Below are 18,635 nucleotides of genomic sequence, written 5' to 3' on the forward strand. Positions count from 1 at the left end.
CGTTCCTGCAAGATATAGCGAGTTTTCGAGCACAATCAAGCATTTGGGTCGAGGGGAGGTGCGTTAAGGTCGCGGAGGATCGAGGAACGGAGGGTGCGGATGTCGCGCGACGCCCGGTGGAAGGCGCTGCTGGAACTGCTCGTGGAGCGGGGCCGCCTGGATGTCGAGGAGGCCGCGACGCGGCTGGAGGTCTCGGCGGCGACGATCCGGCGCGACTTCGACCAGCTCGCCGAGCAGCAGATGCTCGTGCGCACCCGGGGCGGCGCGGTCGTGCACGGCGTCTCCTACGAACTGCCCCTGCGCTACAAGACGGCCCGCCACGCCTCGGAGAAGCAGCGCATCGCGAAGGCGGTGGCCGGCCTCATCACCCCTGGCGAGGCGGTGGGCCTGACGGGCGGCACCACGACGACCGAGGTCGCCCGCGCCCTCGCCGTACGACCGGACCTGGCGTCGGGCTCCCCCGCGCTGACCGTCGTCACGAACGCGCTGAACATCGCGAACGAACTCGCCGTGCGCCCCCAGTTCAAGATCGTGGTGACCGGCGGGGTCGCCCGGCCGCAGTCGTACGAGCTCGTCGGGCCGCTCGCGGACGGCGTACTCGGGCAGATCACCCTCGATGTCGCGGTGCTCGGCGTGGTCGCCTTCGACGCCACGCACGGCGCCGCCGCCCACGACGAGGCGGAGGCCGCGATCAACCGCCTCCTGTGCGAGCGGGCCGAGCGCGTGATCGTCGCCGCCGACTCCAGCAAACTGGGGCAGCGCGCGTTCGCCCGTATCTGCGCGGCCGAGTCGGTGGGCACACTCGTCACCGACGCGGCGGCGGAGCCCGAGACGATCGGACGCTTCGAGGAGGCGGGGATCGAGGTCATGGCCGTATGACGTCGATCCCGTCGCCTGACATCGATCCCATCGCCTGACATCGATCCCATCGCCTGACTTCGAGGTCGTCGCCGTACGACGGTGACGCCTCGGCCCCCGGAGCGACCGGGCGCCGCGGCCCGACCGCGAGCCGGCAGAACTCCGCCCCACGCCGTAGCCGCACCGTCCCTCCCGCGTACCCACGTCGTCCGGGGTGAGCCGTCGCCTCCCGGGCGAGTCGTCGCCGTGAGCCTCATTTCCGGTGACCTCACCGGAAGCGGCCCGCGCCCGAGCGACGAGGCCCAACAGGCGGCGCTCCGTACCGCGCAGCCGCACGGGCCGGCGCGGGGCATGCCCGAGGGCCTCCTCGCCCGAACCGCTCGGTCTCGGAGACTCCCTCGGGTGCCGGCGGGCGACCCGGTCAGCGTGCGCGCGGTTCCGCGCCGCCGGATTCGGCGCGGCCCGACGCGCGCAGTGTGCCCACGGTCTTGAGGAGCCGGTCGGCCGGATCGCGGAGCGTGGGATGGGCGAGGACCGTGTTCCGCAGACCGCGCACGGGCCTGCGCCACAGCCGGTGCGCCGCCGCCACCGGATGGGGGCGGGCCGCGAACCCTTCGGCCACGCGCAGTTCACGGGTCTTGAGCCAGTCCTTGTACTCCTTGTCGCCGCGCCCCAGATCCAGCAGACTCACACCGTTGCGGCCGGCCGCCTCGGCGGTCCGCAGGTGCATCATCAGACCGGGCGAGTACCGGTGGAACTCCGGGTCGTAGGCGGTGAACCAGGCCGCGAGCACCGTGCGCGACCGCGGTCCGAAGTGGGCGGCGACGGGCCGGTCCCCGGCGTAGAGCACGGACAGGACGCCGGTGAAGTGCTCCTCGCGGACGTCGAACAGGTGGTCCACGAGACCGACGATCCAGGGCCGGGCGAACCGGTCCATGCGTCCGGTCCTGCGGTACTGGGCGGACTTCCACTGCATGAGCGTGCGCAGCATCCGAGGGTCGCGCTCGTCGAAGACGAACCGCACCTCGCCCACGTCACGCCCGAGGCGCCGTTCCTTCTTCAGGGTCGTCTTCGCCTGGCCCGGGTAGGCGCTCCGCAGCCACTCCGGGTAGCCGCTGTCCCCCGGTTTCAGGTCCACGACCGGGGAGGCGAAGGTCCCAGTAACGTATCTGCCGAACGGCTTCTGCTCCTCGACGAGATGATCGAACTCGAAGATGGACAGCCCGCAGGCGCGCAGCACCTCCTGCGCGTCCCAGGTGACCCCGGGTCTGTGTACGAGGGCCTGACAGTCGGAGAGTCCGAGGCCGATGGCTCTGCCGACGCCGAGAAGGTTTCGTTCGTACGGCAGGAAACCGACGGGCTCACCGTCCTCGCGCAACACCGCGACCTGCGCTCCGCCGCGAAACCTGCCGACCCCCGTCGCGAACTCCGGCGCCAGGAACGGATTGGCGTATTCGGGCGATGCGTCCATCGCCTCGTGCCAGGCCTCGCGCAACGGGACGCCGAGGCCGTCGAGTCTGTGGATCGTGATCTCCACGTCAGATCAACCGCCCTTCCGCGAGCGCTGCGAGGGATGTACTGGTCACAGCACAGGCCAGTAGGGCGTGTGGATCCTTGCTGATGGATCGCATGGGCGACAGCTCCCCCCATGACGCGCTGTCCGCGTCCTGCCACTTTTCTGATTTTTGCCGATCCGTGCCGCCCAAGGACTCGTCTCCCGGTCGAGGGCCGAGATCCGAACCAATGGGCGGGGCTCAAACGTCGCGAAACAGTACGCACGCTGTCAAGGGTGCCTACAGCAACGAAAGAGTCCGGAACGGGAGACGGAGGCTTTGTCGTACTGGTGGACGACACCTGTCAGCCATGGGGCGAGCCCCGCGGGGGGCCGGACTCCGATGCCCGCGGGCGCCGTGGCGGACGCCGTCTTCCCTGCTAATGGACACCGCATGAACGATCAGGAAGACGGCCGGTTAGCATATGAGCGCCACCTAGCTCGAAAGATGATTCTGTGACTGTCAACGACGACGCGTTCACCAACTGGAAGACCCGCGAAGAGATCGCGGAGTCGATGATCCCGATCATCGGGAGGCTGCACCGGGAGCAGGACGTCACGATCCTCCTGCACAGCCGCTCCCTGGTGAACAAGTCAGTGGTAAGCATCCTCAAGACCCACCGCTTCGCCCGGCAGATCGCCGGCGAGGAGCTCTCGGTCACCGACACCCTGCCGTTCCTGCGGGCACTCACCACTCTCGACCTCGGCCCGTCCCAGATCGACCTCGGCATGCTCGCCGCGACCTACCGGGCGGACGACCGCGGCCTGTCCGTCGAGGAGTTCACCGCCCTGGCCGTCGCCGGTGCCACGGGCGAGAACAAGATCGAGCGCCGCGAGGGACGCGACGTCGTCCTCTACGGCTTCGGCCGCATCGGCCGCCTCATCGCCCGCCTGCTCATCGAGAAGACCGGCTCCGGCAACGGTCTGCGGCTGCGCGCCATCGTCGTGCGCCAGGGCGGCGACCAGGACATCGTCAAGCGTGCCTCGCTGCTGCGCCGCGACTCCATCCACGGCCAGTTCCAGGGCACGATCACCGTCGACGAGGCGAACAGCACGATCATCGCCAACGGCAACGAGATCAAGGTGATCTACGCCAACGACCCGTCCGAGGTCGACTACACGACGTACGGCATCAAGGACGCCATCCTCGTCGACAACACCGGCAAGTGGCGCGATCGCGAGGGCCTCTCGAACCACCTGCGCCCCGGCGTCGACAAGGTCGTCCTGACGGCTCCGGGCAAGGGCGACGTCCCCAACATCGTGCACGGCGTCAACCACGACATGATCAAGCCGGACGAGCAGATCCTGTCCTGCGCGTCCTGCACCACCAACGCGATCGTTCCGCCGCTGAAGGCGATGGCGGAGGAGTACGGCGTCCTGCGCGGCCATGTGGAGACGGTCCACTCGTTCACCAACGACCAGAACCTGCTGGACAATTACCACAGCTCCGACCGCCGGGGCCGCTCCGCGCCGCTGAACATGGTCATCACCGAGACGGGTGCCGCCTCCGCGGTCGCCAAGGCGCTGCCCGACCTCAAGGCGCCGATCACCGGCAGTTCGATCCGCGTGCCCGTGCCGGACGTCTCGATCGCGATCCTCAGCCTGCGCCTGGGCCGCTCGACCACCCGCGAGGAGGTCCTCGACTACCTTCGCAACGTCTCGCTGACCTCGCCGCTCAAGCGCCAGATCGACTTCATCAGCGCCCCCGACGCGGTGTCCAGCGACTTCATCGGCTCGCGCCACGCCTCGATCGTCGACGCAGGCGCCACCAAGGTCGAGGACGACAACGCGATCCTCTACCTCTGGTACGACAACGAGTTCGGCTACTCCTGCCAGGTCATCCGTGTCGTCCAGCACGTCTCCGGGGTGGAGTACCCGACCTTCCCGGCTCCGGCGGTCTGAACGAGGAGCGACGCACGGTTCGCCGTCCTGGCAGGCGGGACGGCGAACCGCTGAGCCGCGGGGCGACAGGGAATCCCGTCCCATCGGGGTCCCGGTCGCCCTTTCGTTCACGGGGCCTCACCCCGGCGCGCCTGACATTCGTGGAGCCTTGCCGGGCCCGCACGCGGGCATTCACGGGGCCTCGCCGCTCATATGCCGGCCCGCCACTTTGCTTGCTCCGAGCGTGGCAGCCGTCTAACGTGAGTTTGTGCCGCTAATAAACAAAACAGGCCCGCACAGCGTTGTGCGGGACCAATCCCTCACCCGACTCCGCATCACCCTCACCGCCTTCTTCGCCCTCGACGGCTTCGTCTTCGCCGGCTGGGTCGTCCGCATCCCCGCGATCAAGCACCAGACCGGCGCCTCCCCCGGCACCCTCGGCCTCGCTCTCCTGGGCGTCTCCGCCGGCGCCGTGATCACCATGATGCTGACGGGACGGCTCTGCCGACGGTTCGGCAGCCATCCGGTGACCGTGGTCTGCGGGGTGCTGCTGTCACTGAGCATCGTCCTGCCCCCGCTCGCCCACTCCGTGCCGGTCCTCGGTCTCGTCCTGCTGATCTTCGGCGCGGCCTACGGCGGTATCAACGTCGCCATGAACAGCGCGGCCGTCGATCTCGTGGCCGCTCTACGGCGCCCGGTGATGCCCAGTTTCCACGCGGCGTTCAGTCTGGGCGGCATGCTCGGAGCGGGGCTCGGTGGGCTGGTCGCCGGGCAGTTGTCACCGACACGCCACCTGCTCGGGATCGCCGTCATCGGCCTGCTCGTGACTGGAATCGCGGGACGCTCCCTGCTCCGCCAGAACGTCCCGCCGTCACCGGATCGCCCACGGGGTGACGACCCCTCAGGGCGACCGCGTGTCGACATCCGCACCCGCGGCCTGGTGGTCGTCTTCGGGCTGATCGCCCTGTGCACGGCGTACGGCGAAGGTGCACTCGCGGACTGGGGCGCGCTCCATCTGGAGCAGGACCTGGACGCGCACCCGGGGATCGCCGCCGCCGGGTACTCGTGTTTCGCCCTCGCCATGACGATCGGTCGCCTGAGCGGGACGGCGCTGCTCGAACGACTGGGCCGGACCCGCACGTTGGTCGCGGGCGGCACGACGGCCGCGCTCGGCATGCTGGTCGCTTCACTCGCGCCCTCCGTATGGGCGGTGCTGCTCGGATTCGCCGTCACCGGACTCGGCCTCGCCAACATCTTCCCCGTCGCGGTCGAACGGGCCGGCGCGCTCGCCGGAGCGAGCGGGGTCGCCGTCGCCTCCACCCTCGGGTACGGGGGCATGCTGCTCGGGCCGCCCGCGATCGGGTTCATGGCCGACTGGTACTCCTTGCCGGTGGCGCTCACGAGCGTGGCGGCGCTGGCGGCCGTGGCCGCACTGATCGGCTTCGCGACACGCCGCGCCGCGGTGGGGTGAGAGCTCGCGCGGGGCATCCCGCGCGAACAACGCGGGGCACCCTGGGCCAGGAGCCCGGGAACACCGGGCAAGTTCGCGCGCACCCAGGGCCTGCACGCGGGCGTACGGGAACGATCAGGAGCGGGCGAGCCTGTGTGCGGCGCGCACGGAGGCGCATAGGGGCAGAGGCGCATAGACCCCGCACGTGGCCATGCCCGCCCCCGAGTTCGCCGAAGTCGGCTCCCCTCTCCCGCAGTTCCACCCCGCCCTGCCCGATGGCACCCCGCGTCGGGCACACTCTCGGCATGGAGATTCGGGAGTTCGTGGAAACCCTGGACCGGGAAGGCCGGTCGCTGGTCGCCGCCGCCGAGGAGGCGGGCGTCGACGCCAAGGTCGCGACCTGCGCCGGCTGGCAGGTCAGGGATCTGGTGCGGCACACGGGCATGGTCCACCGATGGGCCACCGCGTTCGTCGCCGAGGGACACACCTCGTACCACCCCGACGGTGGACTGCCGGATCTGGACGACGACGAACTGCTGACCTGGTTCCGCGAGGGGCACCGTCTGCTCGTGGACACCCTGGCCGGCGCCTCGCCGGACGTGCGGTGCTGGAGCTTCCTGCCGGCGCCCTCGCCGCTCGCCTTCTGGGCGCGGCGGCAGGCGCACGAGACCACCGTGCACCGGGTCGACGCAGAGTCGGCGCTCGGCGGGGAGCCGACCGCCGTCCAGCCGGACTTCGCGGTCGACGGGATCGACGAGTTGCTGCGCGGCTTCCACGCGCGCGGGAAGAGCCGGGTGCGCACCGAGGAACCCCGCGTGCTGCGGGTGCGCGCCACCGACCGCCCGGACGCCGTATGGACCGTGCGACTCTCCTCCGAGCCGCCGCAGAGCGAACGCGGCGGACACCCGGCTGCGGACACCAATGAGGACACGGATGCGGACGTAGACGTAGACGTGGACTGCCAACTGGCGGGGACGGCCGCGCAGCTCTACCTCGCGCTGTGGAACCGCGCACCGTTCCCGAGCGTGTCGGGCGACACCTCGCTCGCCACCCTGTGGCGGGAGAAGTCCGGCATCACCTGGAGCTGACGCGCGCATCCGGAATCAGGACCGCCCGGAGACGGTCGGCGGACGCCCGTTGCGCCCGGAACGGACGTCCGTGGCCCGACGCCCAGGCCGAGAACGCCGCCCAGGCCGAGCACACCGAACGCACCGAACGCACCGAACGCACCGAACGCACCGAGAAGGATCAGAACGATCAGCTAGGTCGACAGCGCCAGCCGGACGGCCCGGTCATTCGCCGACGTCCGCCGGGCCGTCCGACAGCATCCGGGTGAGGACCGCGCGCTGCAACGGCAGTACCTCGCCGTGCAGTTCGCGCCCCTTCGGCGTGATGCACACGCGCACACCCCGCCGGTCCTCGGCGCACATCCCGCGCGTCACGAGGCCGTCGTTCTCCAGGCGTCCGATCAGCCGGGACAGGGCGCTCTGGCTGAGATGGACCCGCTCGGAGATCTCCTGGACGCGGAAGGAGGTACCGCCGTCCGCGGCGGCACCCACCGCCAGCACGTCGAGCACCTCGAAGTCACTGGCGCCCAGGCCGTGTCGATGCAGCTCACGGTCGAGCTCGCAGACGGTGCGGGCATGCACCGCCAGGATGTCGCGCCACTGATCCACGAGCCCTCGCTCGGCATTGTCCGCCGCCATGCGCGCACCGTAGCAAGAAATCAACTTTGTTGCATCGGAATTAAATGCACTTGCATTGAATGCATGTGCATGTACTGTCTGACGCATGACCTCTCCGCTCACCCACCCCGTGCCCCAGGGACGCTGGACCCCCAGGCTGTGGGGCACGCTGCTGGTGCTCTGCGCCGCGATGTTCCTGGACGCGCTGGACGTGTCGATGGTCGGCGTCGCGCTGCCGTCCATCGGCTCCGAACTCGACCTGTCCACCTCGACGCTCCAATGGATCGTCAGCGGCTACATCCTTGGATACGGCGGGCTGCTGCTCCTCGGCGGACGCACCGCCGACCTGCTGGGCCGCCGCCAGGTCTTCCTGGTGGCCCTCGGGGTGTTCGCGCTCGCCTCGCTGCTCGGCGGAGTAGTCGACTCGGGCCCCCTGCTGATCGCCAGCCGTTTCATCAAGGGGCTGAGCGCCGCGTTCACCGCGCCCGCGGGCCTGTCGATCATCACCACGACGTTCGCCGAGGGCCCGCTGCGCAACCGCGCCCTCTCGATCTACACCACCTGCGCGGCCACCGGCTTCTCCATGGGCCTGGTCCTGTCCGGACTGCTCACCGAGGCGAGCTGGCGGCTGACCATGCTGCTGCCCGCGCCCATCGCCGTCGTCGCGCTGCTCGTGGGATTGAAGCTCATCCCGCGCAGCGAGCGCGAGAAGGACCACCGCGGTTACGACATCCCGGGCGCGATCATCGGTACCGCCTCGATGCTGCTGCTCGTCTTCACCGTCGTCCAGGCACCCCAGGCCGGCTGGGGATCGGCGCGGACCCTGCTGTCCTTCCTCGCCGTCGCCGTACTGCTCACCGTCTTCGTCGGCATCGAGCGACGCAGCCCGAGCCCTCTGATCCGGCTCGGCGTCCTGCGTTCCGGCAGCCAGATCCGGGCCCAGCTCGGCGCGATGGCGTTCTTCGGCTCGTACGTCGGCTTCCAGTTCCTGGTGACGCTGTACATGCAGTCGCTGCTGGGCTGGTCGGCCCTGCACACCGCGCTCGCCTTCCTGCCGGCCGGCGCGCTGGTGGCGCTGTCCTCCACGAAGGTGGGGGCCGTCGTAGACCGGTTCGGCACACCCCGGCTCATCGCGACGGGCTTCGGCCTCATGGTCGTCGGGTACGCGCTCTTCCTGCGCGTCGACCTCGACCCGGTCTACGCGTCGGTCATCCTGCCGACCATGCTGCTGATCGGCGCCGCGTGCGCCCTGGTCTTCCCGTCCCTCAACATCCAGGCGACCAACGGCGTCGACGACCACGAGCAGGGCATGGTCTCGGGCCTGCTCAACACCTCCGTGCAGGTCGGCGGCGCGATCTTCCTCGCGGTCGTGACGGCCGTCGTCACCGCGAACTCCTCGGAGGGCTCATCGCCCCAGGCCGTCCTCGACAGTTACCGGCCCGGCCTGATGGTGGTGACCGGCATCGCCCTCGCGGGTCTGCTGATCACGCTGCCCGGACTGCGGACACGGCGTCCGCGGGAGTCCGTCGTCGTCGCCCGGTCCGGCGAGCCCGGCCAGTCCGCCAAGTCCGCCCGGACGGGGGCGGAGTCGGAGTCGGAGCGGGTCGCCGTCCGCGACTAGGGGACCTCCGACGCGCGCGCCCGGCGGGGTTCTTGCCCCGCCGGGCGCGCACCTGTTGACTCGACGGATGAGCAACAACGGGGAGAGCAGGGACAGTTACCGCGGCTCCGGGGACGGGACGCACGCACGGCGCGCCCAGGCGCGGCGGGACGCGGTCACCGTCGAGATCGGATATGCCCTGGCCAGCGCCGCGTTCGTTGCGGCGGTCGCCTTCGGGGTCGTCACCGGACCTGCCCTCTTCCTTGACCTGTCGTCCGGCACGGCACGGGCGCTGGTGACCTCGGGCGGCGCCTTGGCCGCCGTCCTCTTCGCGCTACGAGTGGCCACCGTGCTGTTCCGCTTCCGCCACGAGGCTGCCGCGCCTCAGCCCAGCCAGCCCGGCCGCACCAGCCCCGACTCATAGGCGAGCACGACCAGTTGGGCCCGGTCGCGAGCCCCGAGCTTCACCATCGTCCGGCTGACATGGGTCTTGGCCGTGAGCGGGCTGACGACAAGACGGCGGGCGATCTCGTCGTTCGAGAGGCCGATGCCGACCAGCGCCATCACCTCCCTTTCCCGCTCGGTGAGTTCGGCGAGGGACGCGGCGGACTCGGGCTCCTTGGAACGGGCCGCGAACTCGGAGATCAGCCGGCGCGTCACCCCGGGCGACAGCAGGGCATCACCCTCGACCACCGCCCGTACCGCACGCAGCAGTTCGGCGGGCTCGGTGTCCTTGACCAGAAAGCCGGAGGCTCCGGAGCGGATGGCCTCGAAGACGTACTCGTCGAGCTCGAAGGTGGTGAGCATGACCACTTTGACGTCCCCGAGGTCCGGATCGCCGGTGATGCGGCGCGTGGCGGCGAGGCCGTCCAGCACGGGCATCCGGATGTCCATCAGGACGACGTCGGGGCGCAGTTCACGGACGGTGCGCACCGCGCCCTCGCCGTCGGCGGCCTCTCCGGCCACCTCGATGTCCGGCTGCGCGTCGAGCAGCGCCTTGAAGCCTGCCCTGACCAGTGACTGGTCGTCGGCGAGCAGTACGCGGATCACCGGTCCTCCTTGACCTTCCACGGCAGTACGGCCAGCACCCGGAACCCTCCGTCGTCTCGCGGACCCGCCTCGATCGTGCCACCCAGCGCGGCCGCCCGCTCCCGCATGCCCGCGAGCCCGTTGCCGCTCCCGCCCGCGTCCGCGCCGGTGGCCGGCCCGTCGTCGTCGATCCGCAGGCGCAGCGCACCCTCCGCGTGATCGAGCCGCACCCGCGCGCGGCGCGACCCCGAATGCCGTACGACGTTGGTGAGCGCCTCCTGGATGATGCGGAACGCGGCCAGATCGGTACCCGGTGCCGGTGTCGGGACCTCGCCCTCGACCTCGACCGTCAGACCGGCGCTCGCCGCCTGCTCGACCAGTTCGGGGAGCCGGTCGAGCCCGGGGGCGGGCGCGCGCGGCGCCTCGCCCGGCGCGCGCAGGGTGTCGAGCACCTGGCGTACCTCGCCGAGTGCTTCCTTGCTGGCCGCCTTGATGGTGGTGAGCGCCGTGCGCGCCTGTTCGGGGTCGGAGTCGAGGAGCGCGAGGCCGACGCCCGCCTGGACATTGATCACCGAGATGCTGTGCGCCAGAACGTCGTGCAGTTCGCGCGCGATCCGCAGCCGTTCCTCGTCCGCACGTCGCCGGGCGGCCTGCGCGCGCTCGGCCCTGTCACGCCTCCACTGCTCACGGCGCACGCGCACCAGCTCCGACAGGGCCACCACCGCCACGACCCAGGTGGCGATGCCGATCTCCTGCATCCAGGAGGGAGGATGGTCGCCCGTCGGGGGCAGCCATCGGTACAGCCAGTGGGAGACCACGAGATGCCCCGCCCACAGCAGGCCGAGCGCCGCCCAGGCGGCCCTGCGATGCCCGGCCACCACGGCGCTGAAGCAGCCGACCGCGACGGGGAGGAAGACCGGCCCGTAGGGATATCCGGCGGCCACGTAGACCAGGGCGACCGCGGCCGTGCCGAACGCGACGAACACGGGGTACCGCTGCCGCCAGAGCAGCAGACCGGAGCCCACCAGCAGGAGCGCCCGGGAGAAGAAGTCCAGGGCGAGCCGGTCGACGTGCTGGGCGTGGGCGGCGAAGTTGGAGCCGAGGAGCACGAAGGCGGTCACCAGCAACGTGGAACGCCACGGCCATCGCGCGCGGCGCTCCTCGTCGTTCCAGCGGTTCCACCGGGGCGGCCCGTGCCGCCACCACGGTGGACCGCCCCACGTCGGGGCCGTGGGTGTGTGCTGCTCTTCCATGACCGTCACGCTAGACGGCCGACCACGGCGGCGGCGTCCACCGGGCGAGGTGATCACCCGTACTCCCCGCGGAGTACAGGTGCGGCGGACGGCGCGGCACGGCGCGGAGTACGACGGACGGTACGACGCGGAGTACAGCGCGGGGTACAGCGGACGGTACGGGCCCGTACAGGTCGGATGCGACAGGGCCTACGAGGGAGGCGGCCCGCCGACGGTAGCGGCCGGCTCCGGGTACACGAGCCCCACGTCGTGCGCGAGCCGCCCCACCGCATGCCGGAAGAACGGCTCGCGGTCCTGCACGATCCGGTTGAACTGCCCGAACAGCTCGAAGCCGATCAGCCCGTAGAGCTGCGCCCACGAGGCCACCAGCGCAACGATCACCTCGGGCGGCAGATCGGGCGCGAGATCGGCGGACATCCGCTGCGCCTCGGTCTTCAGTTCGGCGGGCAGGGGTGTGCGGGCCACGCCCTTGCCCCGATACGCGTCCCGGACGACGCCGATCAGAAGCAGGCCGACCCGGGAGGCGGCCGGAACGGTCTCCTGCGGCGCGGTGTACCCGGGGACGGGGGAACCGTAGATGAGCGCGTACTCGTGCGGATGCTCCAGCGCCCAGCGCCGCGCCGCCGTGCACACGGTGATCCAGCGCTCACGCGGGCCGGCGGCGTCGACCTCGGCGTGCGCGGACTCGGCCGCCTCGCCGAGGGAGTCGTAGGCGTCGATGATGAGAGCGGTCAGCAGGTCGTCCCGGCTCGGGAAGTAGCGGTAGAGCGCGGAGGAGACCATCCCCAGCTCACGGGCCACGGCCCGCAGCGAGAGCTTGGCCGCGCCCTCCGCGGCGAGCTGTCTGCGCGCCTCGTCCTTGATGGCCGCGGTGACCTCGGTCCTGGCTCGGGCACGTGCCCCTCGCGCGGTACTCATACAGAGCAGTGTCCCACGTTCAGAGCAGTGCACACAAAGGAGAGCAGCGATCCGAACATAGATCACCGCTCCGGTTGGCGATCAGCGGCCCGACCCGAACGAGAGCGGCGCACAAAAACGAGAGCGCTGCTCTTGCATTGGATCACCGATCCGATGCAGACTCTTCTCAAGCGAGAGCAGTGCTCACAAAAAAGATCGGCGCTCTCATCACACGCCACGAGAGGTCACCGTGTCCACACACGTCCAGAAGCCGGGCTGGTTCACCGTCAACGTCTTCAACCGCGCCGTGGCCTGGATCACCAGGCGCGGCCTCAGCGTCTGGGGCTCGCGCGTCCTGGCCGTCCGGGGCCGCAAGAGCGGCGAGTGGCGGACGACCCCGGTCAATCTGCTCACCGTGGACGGTGAGCAGTACCTCGTCGCCCCCCGCGGCCATGTCCAGTGGACGCACAACATGCGGGCGGCCGGCGGGGGCGAGCTGCGCCTCGGCAAGAAGGTCGACACCTTCACCGCCGTCGAGGTCGCCGACGACGACAAGGTCTCGCTGCTGCGCGCCTACCTCAAGCGCTGGAAGGCCGAGGTCGGTGTGTTCTTCGGCGGCGTGGGCCCCGACTCGTCCGACGAGGAGTTGCGGCGCATCGCTCCCGACCACCCGGTCTTCCGGATCACGGTCAAGAGCTGACCACGGCCACGGCCGTTCAACCTCCGCCCCCATGGGCCGCATTCACGGCCGACGAGCGGATGCAGCCGACGGCGGCCCGTCCGCTACCGCTCCCCCTCGGCCGCCTCCGTCGCCTCCGTCGCCTCCGGACGGCGATCGAGTGTGGTCAGGGCGCGTCCGACCATCGGGTGGGACCGGATGATCTCGCCGAGCGTGGTGGAGCCGCGGGTGATCCCGGTGAAGGCCTTCCATACCGGGCGCAGGCCGGTGAGCCCCGCGTGGAACACGCCGGGGCGACGCTCGAAGGCAGCGAGCAGGCGCTTGCCGACGCTCATCTCGACGCCGAGCCCCGCCTTGATCGCGAAGGCGTAGTTCAGAGCCTGCCGTCGGGCGTCCACCGCGTCGTGCGCCTCGGAGATCCGCACCGCCCACTCGCCCGCGAGCCGCCCGGAGCGCAGCGCGAACGAGATGCCCTCCCGGGTCCACGGTTCGAGCAGACCCGCCGCGTCGCCGCAGACGAGCACCCTGCCGCGCGAGAGCGGCGAGTCGTCGGCACGGCAGCGCGTCAAGTGGCCGGAGGAGATCGCCGGTTCGAAGCCGGCGAGGCCGAGCCGGGCGATGAAGTCCTCCAAGTACCGCTTGGTGGCGGCGCCTTCACCGCGTGCGGAGATCACGCCGACGGTGAGCGTGTCCCCCTTCGGGAAGACCCACCCGTAACTGCCGGGCATGGGGCCCCAGTCGATCAGGACGCGCCCCCGCCAGTCCTCGGCCACCGTCTCCGGCACCGGGATCTCGGCCTCCAGGCCGAGGTCGACCTGGTCGAGCTTCACCCCGACGTGTGCTCCTATCCGGCTGGCGCTGCCGTCGGCGCCGACCACCGCCCGCGCCAGAACGGTCTCGCCGCCCTGCAGGACCACGGCGACGGTGCGCCGGTCCGGCACCGCGGAGCCGTGCTGCTCGACGCGCGAGACCATGGCACCCGTACGCAGTTCGGCGCCCGCCTTCTGCGCGAACTCGACGAGTTGCTGGTCGAACTCCGGCCGGTTGATCAGCCCGAACAGCATGTGCCGGGACCGCCGGGTGCGGGCGAACTTGCCGTCCATCGAGAAGGTGACCGCGTGCACCCGGTCTCTGAACGGGAGCTCGAAGCCGGGGGGCAGTGAGTCGCGCGAGGGGCCGATGATGCCGCCGCCGCATGTCTTGTACCGGGGCAGTTCGGCTTTTTCCAGCAGCAGGACGCTGCGTCCCGCTACCGCTGCCGCATAGGCGGCCGAGGCACCCGCCGGCCCTCCACCGACGACTACGACGTCCCATACCTGCTGCCCGTCGTCCGCCGCACGCCGCTCGTCGTCCGCCGAAGAGTTCTCGCTGCTCACGTTGGTCTACTGCTCCCAGTCCAGCCGTCTGCCGCACCTGTCCCCCGCATCCTACGGCGGGCGTCGCCGCAGGCCGCTGTGGGAGGATCGGCAGCGGATGCGTCCTGCACACCAGTACGCATCACCCGATCATCTGTACACAGAGATACAACGTCGCACCTACGAGGAGCGTGCCCATGTCGTCGAATCCGGTCGCCGAGACCGTCGCCTCGCTCATGCCCCGGGCGAAGGCGGAGCTCACCGAGCTGGTGGCCTTCAAGTCGGTGGCGGACTTCGACCAGTATCCGAGGAGCGAGAGCGAGGGCGCCGCGAACTGGATCACCGACGCGCTGCGCTCCGAGGGCTTCCAGGACGTGGCGCTGCTCGACACCCCGGACGGCACCCAGTCGGTGTACGGCTTCCTGCCGGGGCCCGAGGGCGCCAAGACGGTTCTGCTCTACGCGCACTACGACGTGCAGCCGCCGCTGGACGAGGCGGCCTGGACGACACCCCCGTTCGAGCTGGTGGAGCTCGACGGCCGCTGGTACGGGCGGGGCAGCGCCGACTGCAAGGGCGGCGTCGTCATGCACCTGCTGGCGCTGCGCGCCCTGAAGGCGAACGGCGGCATTCCGGTGCACGTCAAGGTCATCGTCGAGGGTTCGGAGGAGCAGGGCACCGGCGGTCTGGAGCGGTACGCCGAGCAACACCCGGAGTTGCTGACCGCCGACACCATCGTCATCGGCGACGCCGGCAACTTCAGGGCGGGAATACCGACGGTCACCGCGACCCTGCGCGGCATGACCCTCGTACGGGTGCAGGTGGACACCCTCGAAGGGAACCTGCACTCGGGGCAGTTCGGCGGTGCGGCACCCGACGCGCTGGCGGCGCTGATCCGCGTACTGGACTCGCTGCGGGCGAAGGACGGTTCGACCACCGTGGACGGCCTTGCGGGCGACTCCGTGTGGGACGGCCTGCAGTACGAGGACCAGGCGTTCCGTGAGGACGCCAAGGTGCTCGACGGGGTGGAACTCATCGGCTCCGGCACGGTCGCCGACCGGGTCTGGGCGCGTCCGGCCGTCACGGTGCTCGGCATCGACTGCCCGCCGGTCGTCGGCGCGACGCCGTCGGTGCAGGCCGGGGCCCGTGCGCTGGTCAGTCTGCGGGTGCCGCCGGGCGTCGACGCGGTCGAGGCGACGAAGCTGCTCGAGGCGCACATCGAGGCGCACACGCCGTGGGGCGCGCGGGTGAGCACCGAGCGGATCGGACAGGGCCAGGCGTTCCGCGCCGACACGTCCAGTCCCGCGTACGCGTCGATGGCCGAGGCCATGGCGGTCGCCTACCCGGGCCAGGAGATGCAGTCGGCAGGCATGGGCGGCTCGATCCCGCTGTGCAACACGCTGGCCTCGCTGTACCCGCAGACGGAGATCCTGCTCATCGGCCTGAGCGAGCCGGAAGCGCAGATCCACGCCGTGAACGAGAGCGTCTCGCCGGACGAGCTGGAGCGTCTGTCGGTCGCGGAGGCGCTGTTCCTCCAGAACTACGCGGCGAGCTGATCGTCCGCGTTCATGGTGAGGGCCCACGCCACCAGGCGTGGGCCCTCACCGTCTCCGGTCCTTCATCGCGACGGACAGCCCTCCCGAAGCGTCGGCCGGGACGTGAGGGCCTCGCGCGGTGGCGGTGCGGGCGCCGGGTCGGCCGACGGTCCGTACGCGTCCGTCGTACGGGCCGGGGCCGCGTCGAGGAGGTCTCGGCGTCAGCCGAGCGGCACCCCGGCCTCCAGGTACAGCGCCGCGTCGCGCTCGCGGGCCCGCAGGGCCCAGCGGAGCCGTTCGTAGCGCACGGGCGGCAGCAGGTCGGCCGCCTCCTGTTCGGTCACGAAGCGCCAGCCGCGCAGTTCCGGTCCGGGGAGCAGGAGTCCCCGGACGGCCTGTTCGTCGAGGTGTCCGCCGTCGAACAGGAGCCGCAGACCGCCGTAGCCGGGGGGCGCGGGCGATTCCCAGTCGACGACGAGGAGCGTGGGCACCTCGTCGAGGGTGATGCCGGTCTCCTCGGTCACCTCGCGCATGCCGGCACGGGCGGGGGCCTCGCCGGCCTCGACGACCCCGCCGGGAAACTCCCAGCCGGCCTTGTACGTCGGGTCGACGAGCAGGACCCGGTCGCTCTCGTCGAAGAGGAGCACTCCGGCGGCGACCGTCTCGGCGGTGGGTTCGGGAGTCTGCACGATGGCGCACACGGGTGCCTCCCCGGTGCGTACGGCTTCGGCGACGCGCAGGGCGGTGTCGTACGGGGTGAGCGCGCTGGTGTCCACGGGGTGGGCGTCGGCGGTGAGCCAGGCGAGCGCGGCCCGGTAGGGCTCGATGTGGTCGTAGGACCACTGGCGTACGCGCATCTCGCCGTCAGGCAGGTCCGGGGGCACCTCGCGCCCGGCTATTCGCTCACGCAGGATCGTTTCCGCCGGGGCGAGGAGCACATGGCGTACGGGAATCCGGCGTGCGGCGAGCCCGCCGAAGATCTCGTCGCGGTACTCCTGGCGCAGCAGGGTCATGGGGACGACGAGGACGCCGCCGAGCTCGGCGAGCATGGCGGCCGCGGTGTCGACCACGAGCCGGCGCCACATCGGCAGGTCCTGGAAGTCGCCGACCTCGGCGAGGTGCTTGGCCGGGAGCAGTTGCGCGAGTGTGCCCCCGACGACCTCGGGGTCGAAGAGCGTGCTGTTCGGGATCAGCTCGATCAGTTCCCGTGCGGTGGCGGTCTTCCCCGCACCGAACGCACCGTTGATCCAGACGATCATTCGTACTCCAAAACTTCAAGGCCGCTGAACAGCGGCGGAGCCGCTTTCACAAGGTCATCCAGGAGCGATGCGGGAAAAGGAGGAGTCCACAGGCCCGCGCCCACTACTTCCTTCTCCCACACGCCTTGGAGATAAGCCAGAATCCGCTCCTCCATCGCGACCGTTACCTCACTGAGCGACTCTGTCGGGAATCTTCGACCGTCGGCTTACTTGCCTTGTCGCCACCAGCATTCCCAGCTGAGGTTGCGGGAGTCGAGGTAGGTCTGGAAGGCCGTGGGTGGCCTCAGGGCTGATTCAAAGCCCTGGAGGCTTAGATTCAACCGGTCAGAGCAACAGTGCTGGTTGAGGACGGTTTACGTGGCGAGAATGGGTCGGCCGGGGATGTCGGACGAGATGAAGGCCGATTTGTGGCGGCGGTGGAGAGCCGGGGAGTCGATCAGCGTCATCTCGAGGCAGATCGGTAAGCCGCCCGCTCGGTGTTCACTGTCCTCAAGCATCACGGAGGGATCGCTCCCGGACCCCGCAAAGCGCGCGCCGGAAGCTTGACCGTGGGCGAGCGGGAGGAGATCTCGCGCGGGCTGTGTGCCGGAGAGTCCTACCGGGCCATCGCCGGCCTCCTGGGGCGTGCGGTGTCGACGATCAGCCGCGAAGTCAGCAACAACGGCGGACGCGATGTCTACCGGGCGATCGCCGCGCAGGAACGGGCCGGTAGTTCGTTAAATCCGGCGGTAGAGGTCAATGCCGTGTCCGGTGGTGACCGCGTCGATCAGGGCCTGGAGCTCGGAGGGTGGGTCCGTGTCGGTCCAGGCTTGCCACCATCGGTTGAGGGTGATGGCGGGGGTGAGCCAGGAACGGATCGCTCGTAAGGCCCTGGGCCAGCAGGGCTGTTGGTGCTGGTGGGACGGGGCGGGTCCCCCTCTCTGGCCCATCGTCGGGGCAGGGATCCGGCGCAGTGGCGTCCAGGGGTCCGGGTGGGGCGAACCATTGGTCCCAGCAGAAGGAGAACGCGCAGTTGACCAGGGTCTGGTGGCGGCGGATGGCACGGTCGGAGCGGACTTGGAAGTCGGCCCAGCCGAGTTCGTCCTTGACCTGTTTGTAGCTCTGCTCGATCCAGGGCCGCAGGCCGTAGAGGCGGACGATCTCGGCGAGGTCGGCCGGCGGGTGCGGGCCGGTGTCGGCGTGGGGTGCGTCGGGGTGGGGAAGGTTGGTGGCCAGGTACCACGTGGCCTTTTCCCGTAGTCGGGCCGGGTCGGTGGTGGCCACGACCAGCCGGCAGGGTGAGTCGGGGCCGTAGCCGCCCAGCCGGGCATCGGCGGCCCACCAGGTCTCGGTGTGCCCGTCGCGGAAGTGACGCTCCACGGCTGTCCAGTCACCGGGATGCTTGGCATCGTGCCAGTTCAGAGTCTGGGCGGCTTCAATGGGGGTGTGCGGCTGGTCGGCCCGGGCCCAGGTGCCGCGGTGCGGCTTGAGCGCCACCACGTAGGCCAGGCTGGCCTCGCGCAGTGCGAGATACCAGGTGTCGCTGACGGAGTAGGCGCAGTCGGCAACCACCGCCCGGCAGCCGAAGCCCGCCTCCTTCCCCCGGGCCGCGAGGGCAGCGGCCAG

Annotated in this window: 16 protein-coding genes and 2 pseudogenes; 9 read left to right on the top strand and 9 right to left on the bottom strand. The window is 70.5% G+C overall.

Annotation, left to right across the window (positions count from 1 at the left end):
• Positions 1-99 precede the first annotated feature (99 nt).
• On the top strand, positions 100-879 hold the full coding sequence (locus ACFYR3_RS40625; protein WP_355839116.1) for a DeoR/GlpR family DNA-binding transcription regulator: 780 nt from the start codon (positions 100-102) through the stop codon (positions 877-879).
• A gap of 400 nt (positions 880-1,279) precedes the next feature.
• Here ACFYR3_RS40625 and ACFYR3_RS40630 read toward each other — a convergent pair whose 3' ends face one another.
• Positions 1,280-2,395: a GNAT family N-acetyltransferase gene (locus ACFYR3_RS40630; RefSeq protein WP_355839114.1), complete on the bottom strand. Its 1,116-nt coding sequence runs from the start codon at positions 2,393-2,395 to the stop codon at positions 1,280-1,282.
• A 471-nt stretch (positions 2,396-2,866) separates the two neighbouring features.
• On the opposite strand from ACFYR3_RS40630, the gene ACFYR3_RS40635 reads away from it, so the two are divergent.
• From ACFYR3_RS40635 to ACFYR3_RS40645, 3 genes are all read left to right on the top strand, one after another.
• Entirely contained in the window at positions 2,867-4,312 is a 1,446-nt protein-coding gene (locus ACFYR3_RS40635; RefSeq protein ID WP_355839112.1) for a glyceraldehyde-3-phosphate dehydrogenase, read from the top strand.
• 283 nt (positions 4,313-4,595) lie between these two features.
• Positions 4,596-5,762 (top strand): MFS transporter, encoded by a 1,167-nt coding sequence (locus ACFYR3_RS40640; RefSeq protein ID WP_389287129.1) that lies wholly within the window; start codon positions 4,596-4,598, stop codon positions 5,760-5,762.
• A gap of 284 nt (positions 5,763-6,046) precedes the next feature.
• The gene (locus tag ACFYR3_RS40645) at positions 6,047-6,829 is read left to right on the top strand and encodes a maleylpyruvate isomerase family mycothiol-dependent enzyme (protein WP_356782253.1); all 783 of its coding nucleotides are present in this window, start codon (positions 6,047-6,049) and stop codon (positions 6,827-6,829) included.
• A gap of 204 nt (positions 6,830-7,033) precedes the next feature.
• On the opposite strand, the gene ACFYR3_RS40650 is transcribed toward ACFYR3_RS40645, so the two are convergent.
• Positions 7,034-7,447, bottom strand: coding sequence for a MarR family winged helix-turn-helix transcriptional regulator (locus ACFYR3_RS40650; protein ID WP_389287131.1), 414 nt, complete (start codon positions 7,445-7,447; stop codon positions 7,034-7,036).
• Positions 7,448-7,532: 85 nt separating this feature from the next.
• Here ACFYR3_RS40650 and ACFYR3_RS40655 point away from each other — a divergent pair, with 85 nt between their 5' ends.
• Together ACFYR3_RS40655 and ACFYR3_RS40660 are read left to right on the top strand one after the other, a co-directional pair.
• Positions 7,533-9,047 carry an MFS transporter gene (locus tag ACFYR3_RS40655; protein ID WP_355839104.1) on the top strand — a complete coding sequence of 505 codons (1,515 nt, stop codon included), beginning with the start codon at positions 7,533-7,535 and terminating at the stop codon, positions 9,045-9,047.
• Positions 9,048-9,114: 67 nt separating this feature from the next.
• Positions 9,115-9,450 carry a DUF6332 family protein gene (locus tag ACFYR3_RS40660; RefSeq protein WP_389287133.1) on the top strand — a complete coding sequence of 112 codons (336 nt, stop codon included), beginning with the start codon at positions 9,115-9,117 and terminating at the stop codon, positions 9,448-9,450.
• Here ACFYR3_RS40660 and ACFYR3_RS40665 read toward each other — a convergent pair.
• The 3 genes from ACFYR3_RS40665 to ACFYR3_RS40675 form a co-directional block, all read right to left on the bottom strand.
• A complete protein-coding gene (locus ACFYR3_RS40665; RefSeq protein ID WP_355839100.1) occupies positions 9,411-10,076 on the bottom strand; it encodes a response regulator transcription factor in 666 nt (221 codons plus the stop codon). The genes ACFYR3_RS40660 and ACFYR3_RS40665 overlap by 40 nt on opposite strands.
• Entirely contained in the window at positions 10,073-11,308 is a 1,236-nt protein-coding gene (locus ACFYR3_RS40670; protein ID WP_355839098.1) for a sensor histidine kinase, read from the bottom strand. Before ACFYR3_RS40670 ends, ACFYR3_RS40665 begins: the two co-directional genes overlap by 4 nt.
• A gap of 189 nt (positions 11,309-11,497) precedes the next feature.
• Positions 11,498-12,226 carry a TetR/AcrR family transcriptional regulator gene (locus ACFYR3_RS40675; protein WP_389287136.1) on the bottom strand — a complete coding sequence of 243 codons (729 nt, stop codon included), beginning with the start codon at positions 12,224-12,226 and terminating at the stop codon, positions 11,498-11,500.
• A 229-nt stretch (positions 12,227-12,455) separates the two neighbouring features.
• On the opposite strand from ACFYR3_RS40675, the gene ACFYR3_RS40680 reads away from it, so the two are divergent.
• Complete coding sequence (locus ACFYR3_RS40680) at positions 12,456-12,905, top strand: nitroreductase family deazaflavin-dependent oxidoreductase (protein WP_261703013.1); 450 nt, start codon at positions 12,456-12,458, stop codon at positions 12,903-12,905.
• A gap of 83 nt (positions 12,906-12,988) precedes the next feature.
• Here the strand turns inward: ACFYR3_RS40680 and ACFYR3_RS40685 are convergent, their stop codons facing one another.
• Positions 12,989-14,260, bottom strand: a complete 1,272-nt coding sequence (locus ACFYR3_RS40685; protein ID WP_355839094.1) for a geranylgeranyl reductase family protein — start codon at positions 14,258-14,260, stop codon at positions 12,989-12,991.
• A gap of 176 nt (positions 14,261-14,436) precedes the next feature.
• On the opposite strand from ACFYR3_RS40685, the gene ACFYR3_RS40690 reads away from it, so the two are divergent.
• Entirely contained in the window at positions 14,437-15,792 is a 1,356-nt protein-coding gene (locus ACFYR3_RS40690; RefSeq protein WP_389287137.1) for a dipeptidase, read from the top strand.
• Between the two features lie 200 nt (positions 15,793-15,992).
• On the opposite strand, the gene ACFYR3_RS40695 is transcribed toward ACFYR3_RS40690, so the two are convergent.
• On the bottom strand, positions 15,993-17,030 hold the full coding sequence (locus tag ACFYR3_RS40695) for an NUDIX domain-containing protein (RefSeq protein WP_389287139.1): 1,038 nt from the start codon (positions 17,028-17,030) through the stop codon (positions 15,993-15,995).
• Complete coding sequence (locus ACFYR3_RS40700) at positions 17,027-17,185, bottom strand: hypothetical protein (protein ID WP_389287140.1); 159 nt, start codon at positions 17,183-17,185, stop codon at positions 17,027-17,029. Before ACFYR3_RS40700 ends, ACFYR3_RS40695 begins: the two co-directional genes overlap by 4 nt.
• A gap of 393 nt (positions 17,186-17,578) precedes the next feature.
• Here ACFYR3_RS40700 and ACFYR3_RS40705 point away from each other — a divergent pair.
• Positions 17,579-17,674, top strand: a pseudogene (locus ACFYR3_RS40705) (helix-turn-helix domain-containing protein); the annotation flags it as partial.
• A gap of 91 nt (positions 17,675-17,765) precedes the next feature.
• Here ACFYR3_RS40705 and ACFYR3_RS40710 read toward each other — a convergent pair.
• Positions 17,766-18,635: pseudogene (locus ACFYR3_RS40710) on the bottom strand (IS701 family transposase); the annotation flags it as partial.

This window comes from Streptomyces sp. NPDC005784 (genome assembly GCF_042871525.1).
In the GTDB taxonomy this organism is placed as follows: Bacteria; Actinomycetota; Actinomycetes; order Streptomycetales; family Streptomycetaceae; genus Streptomyces.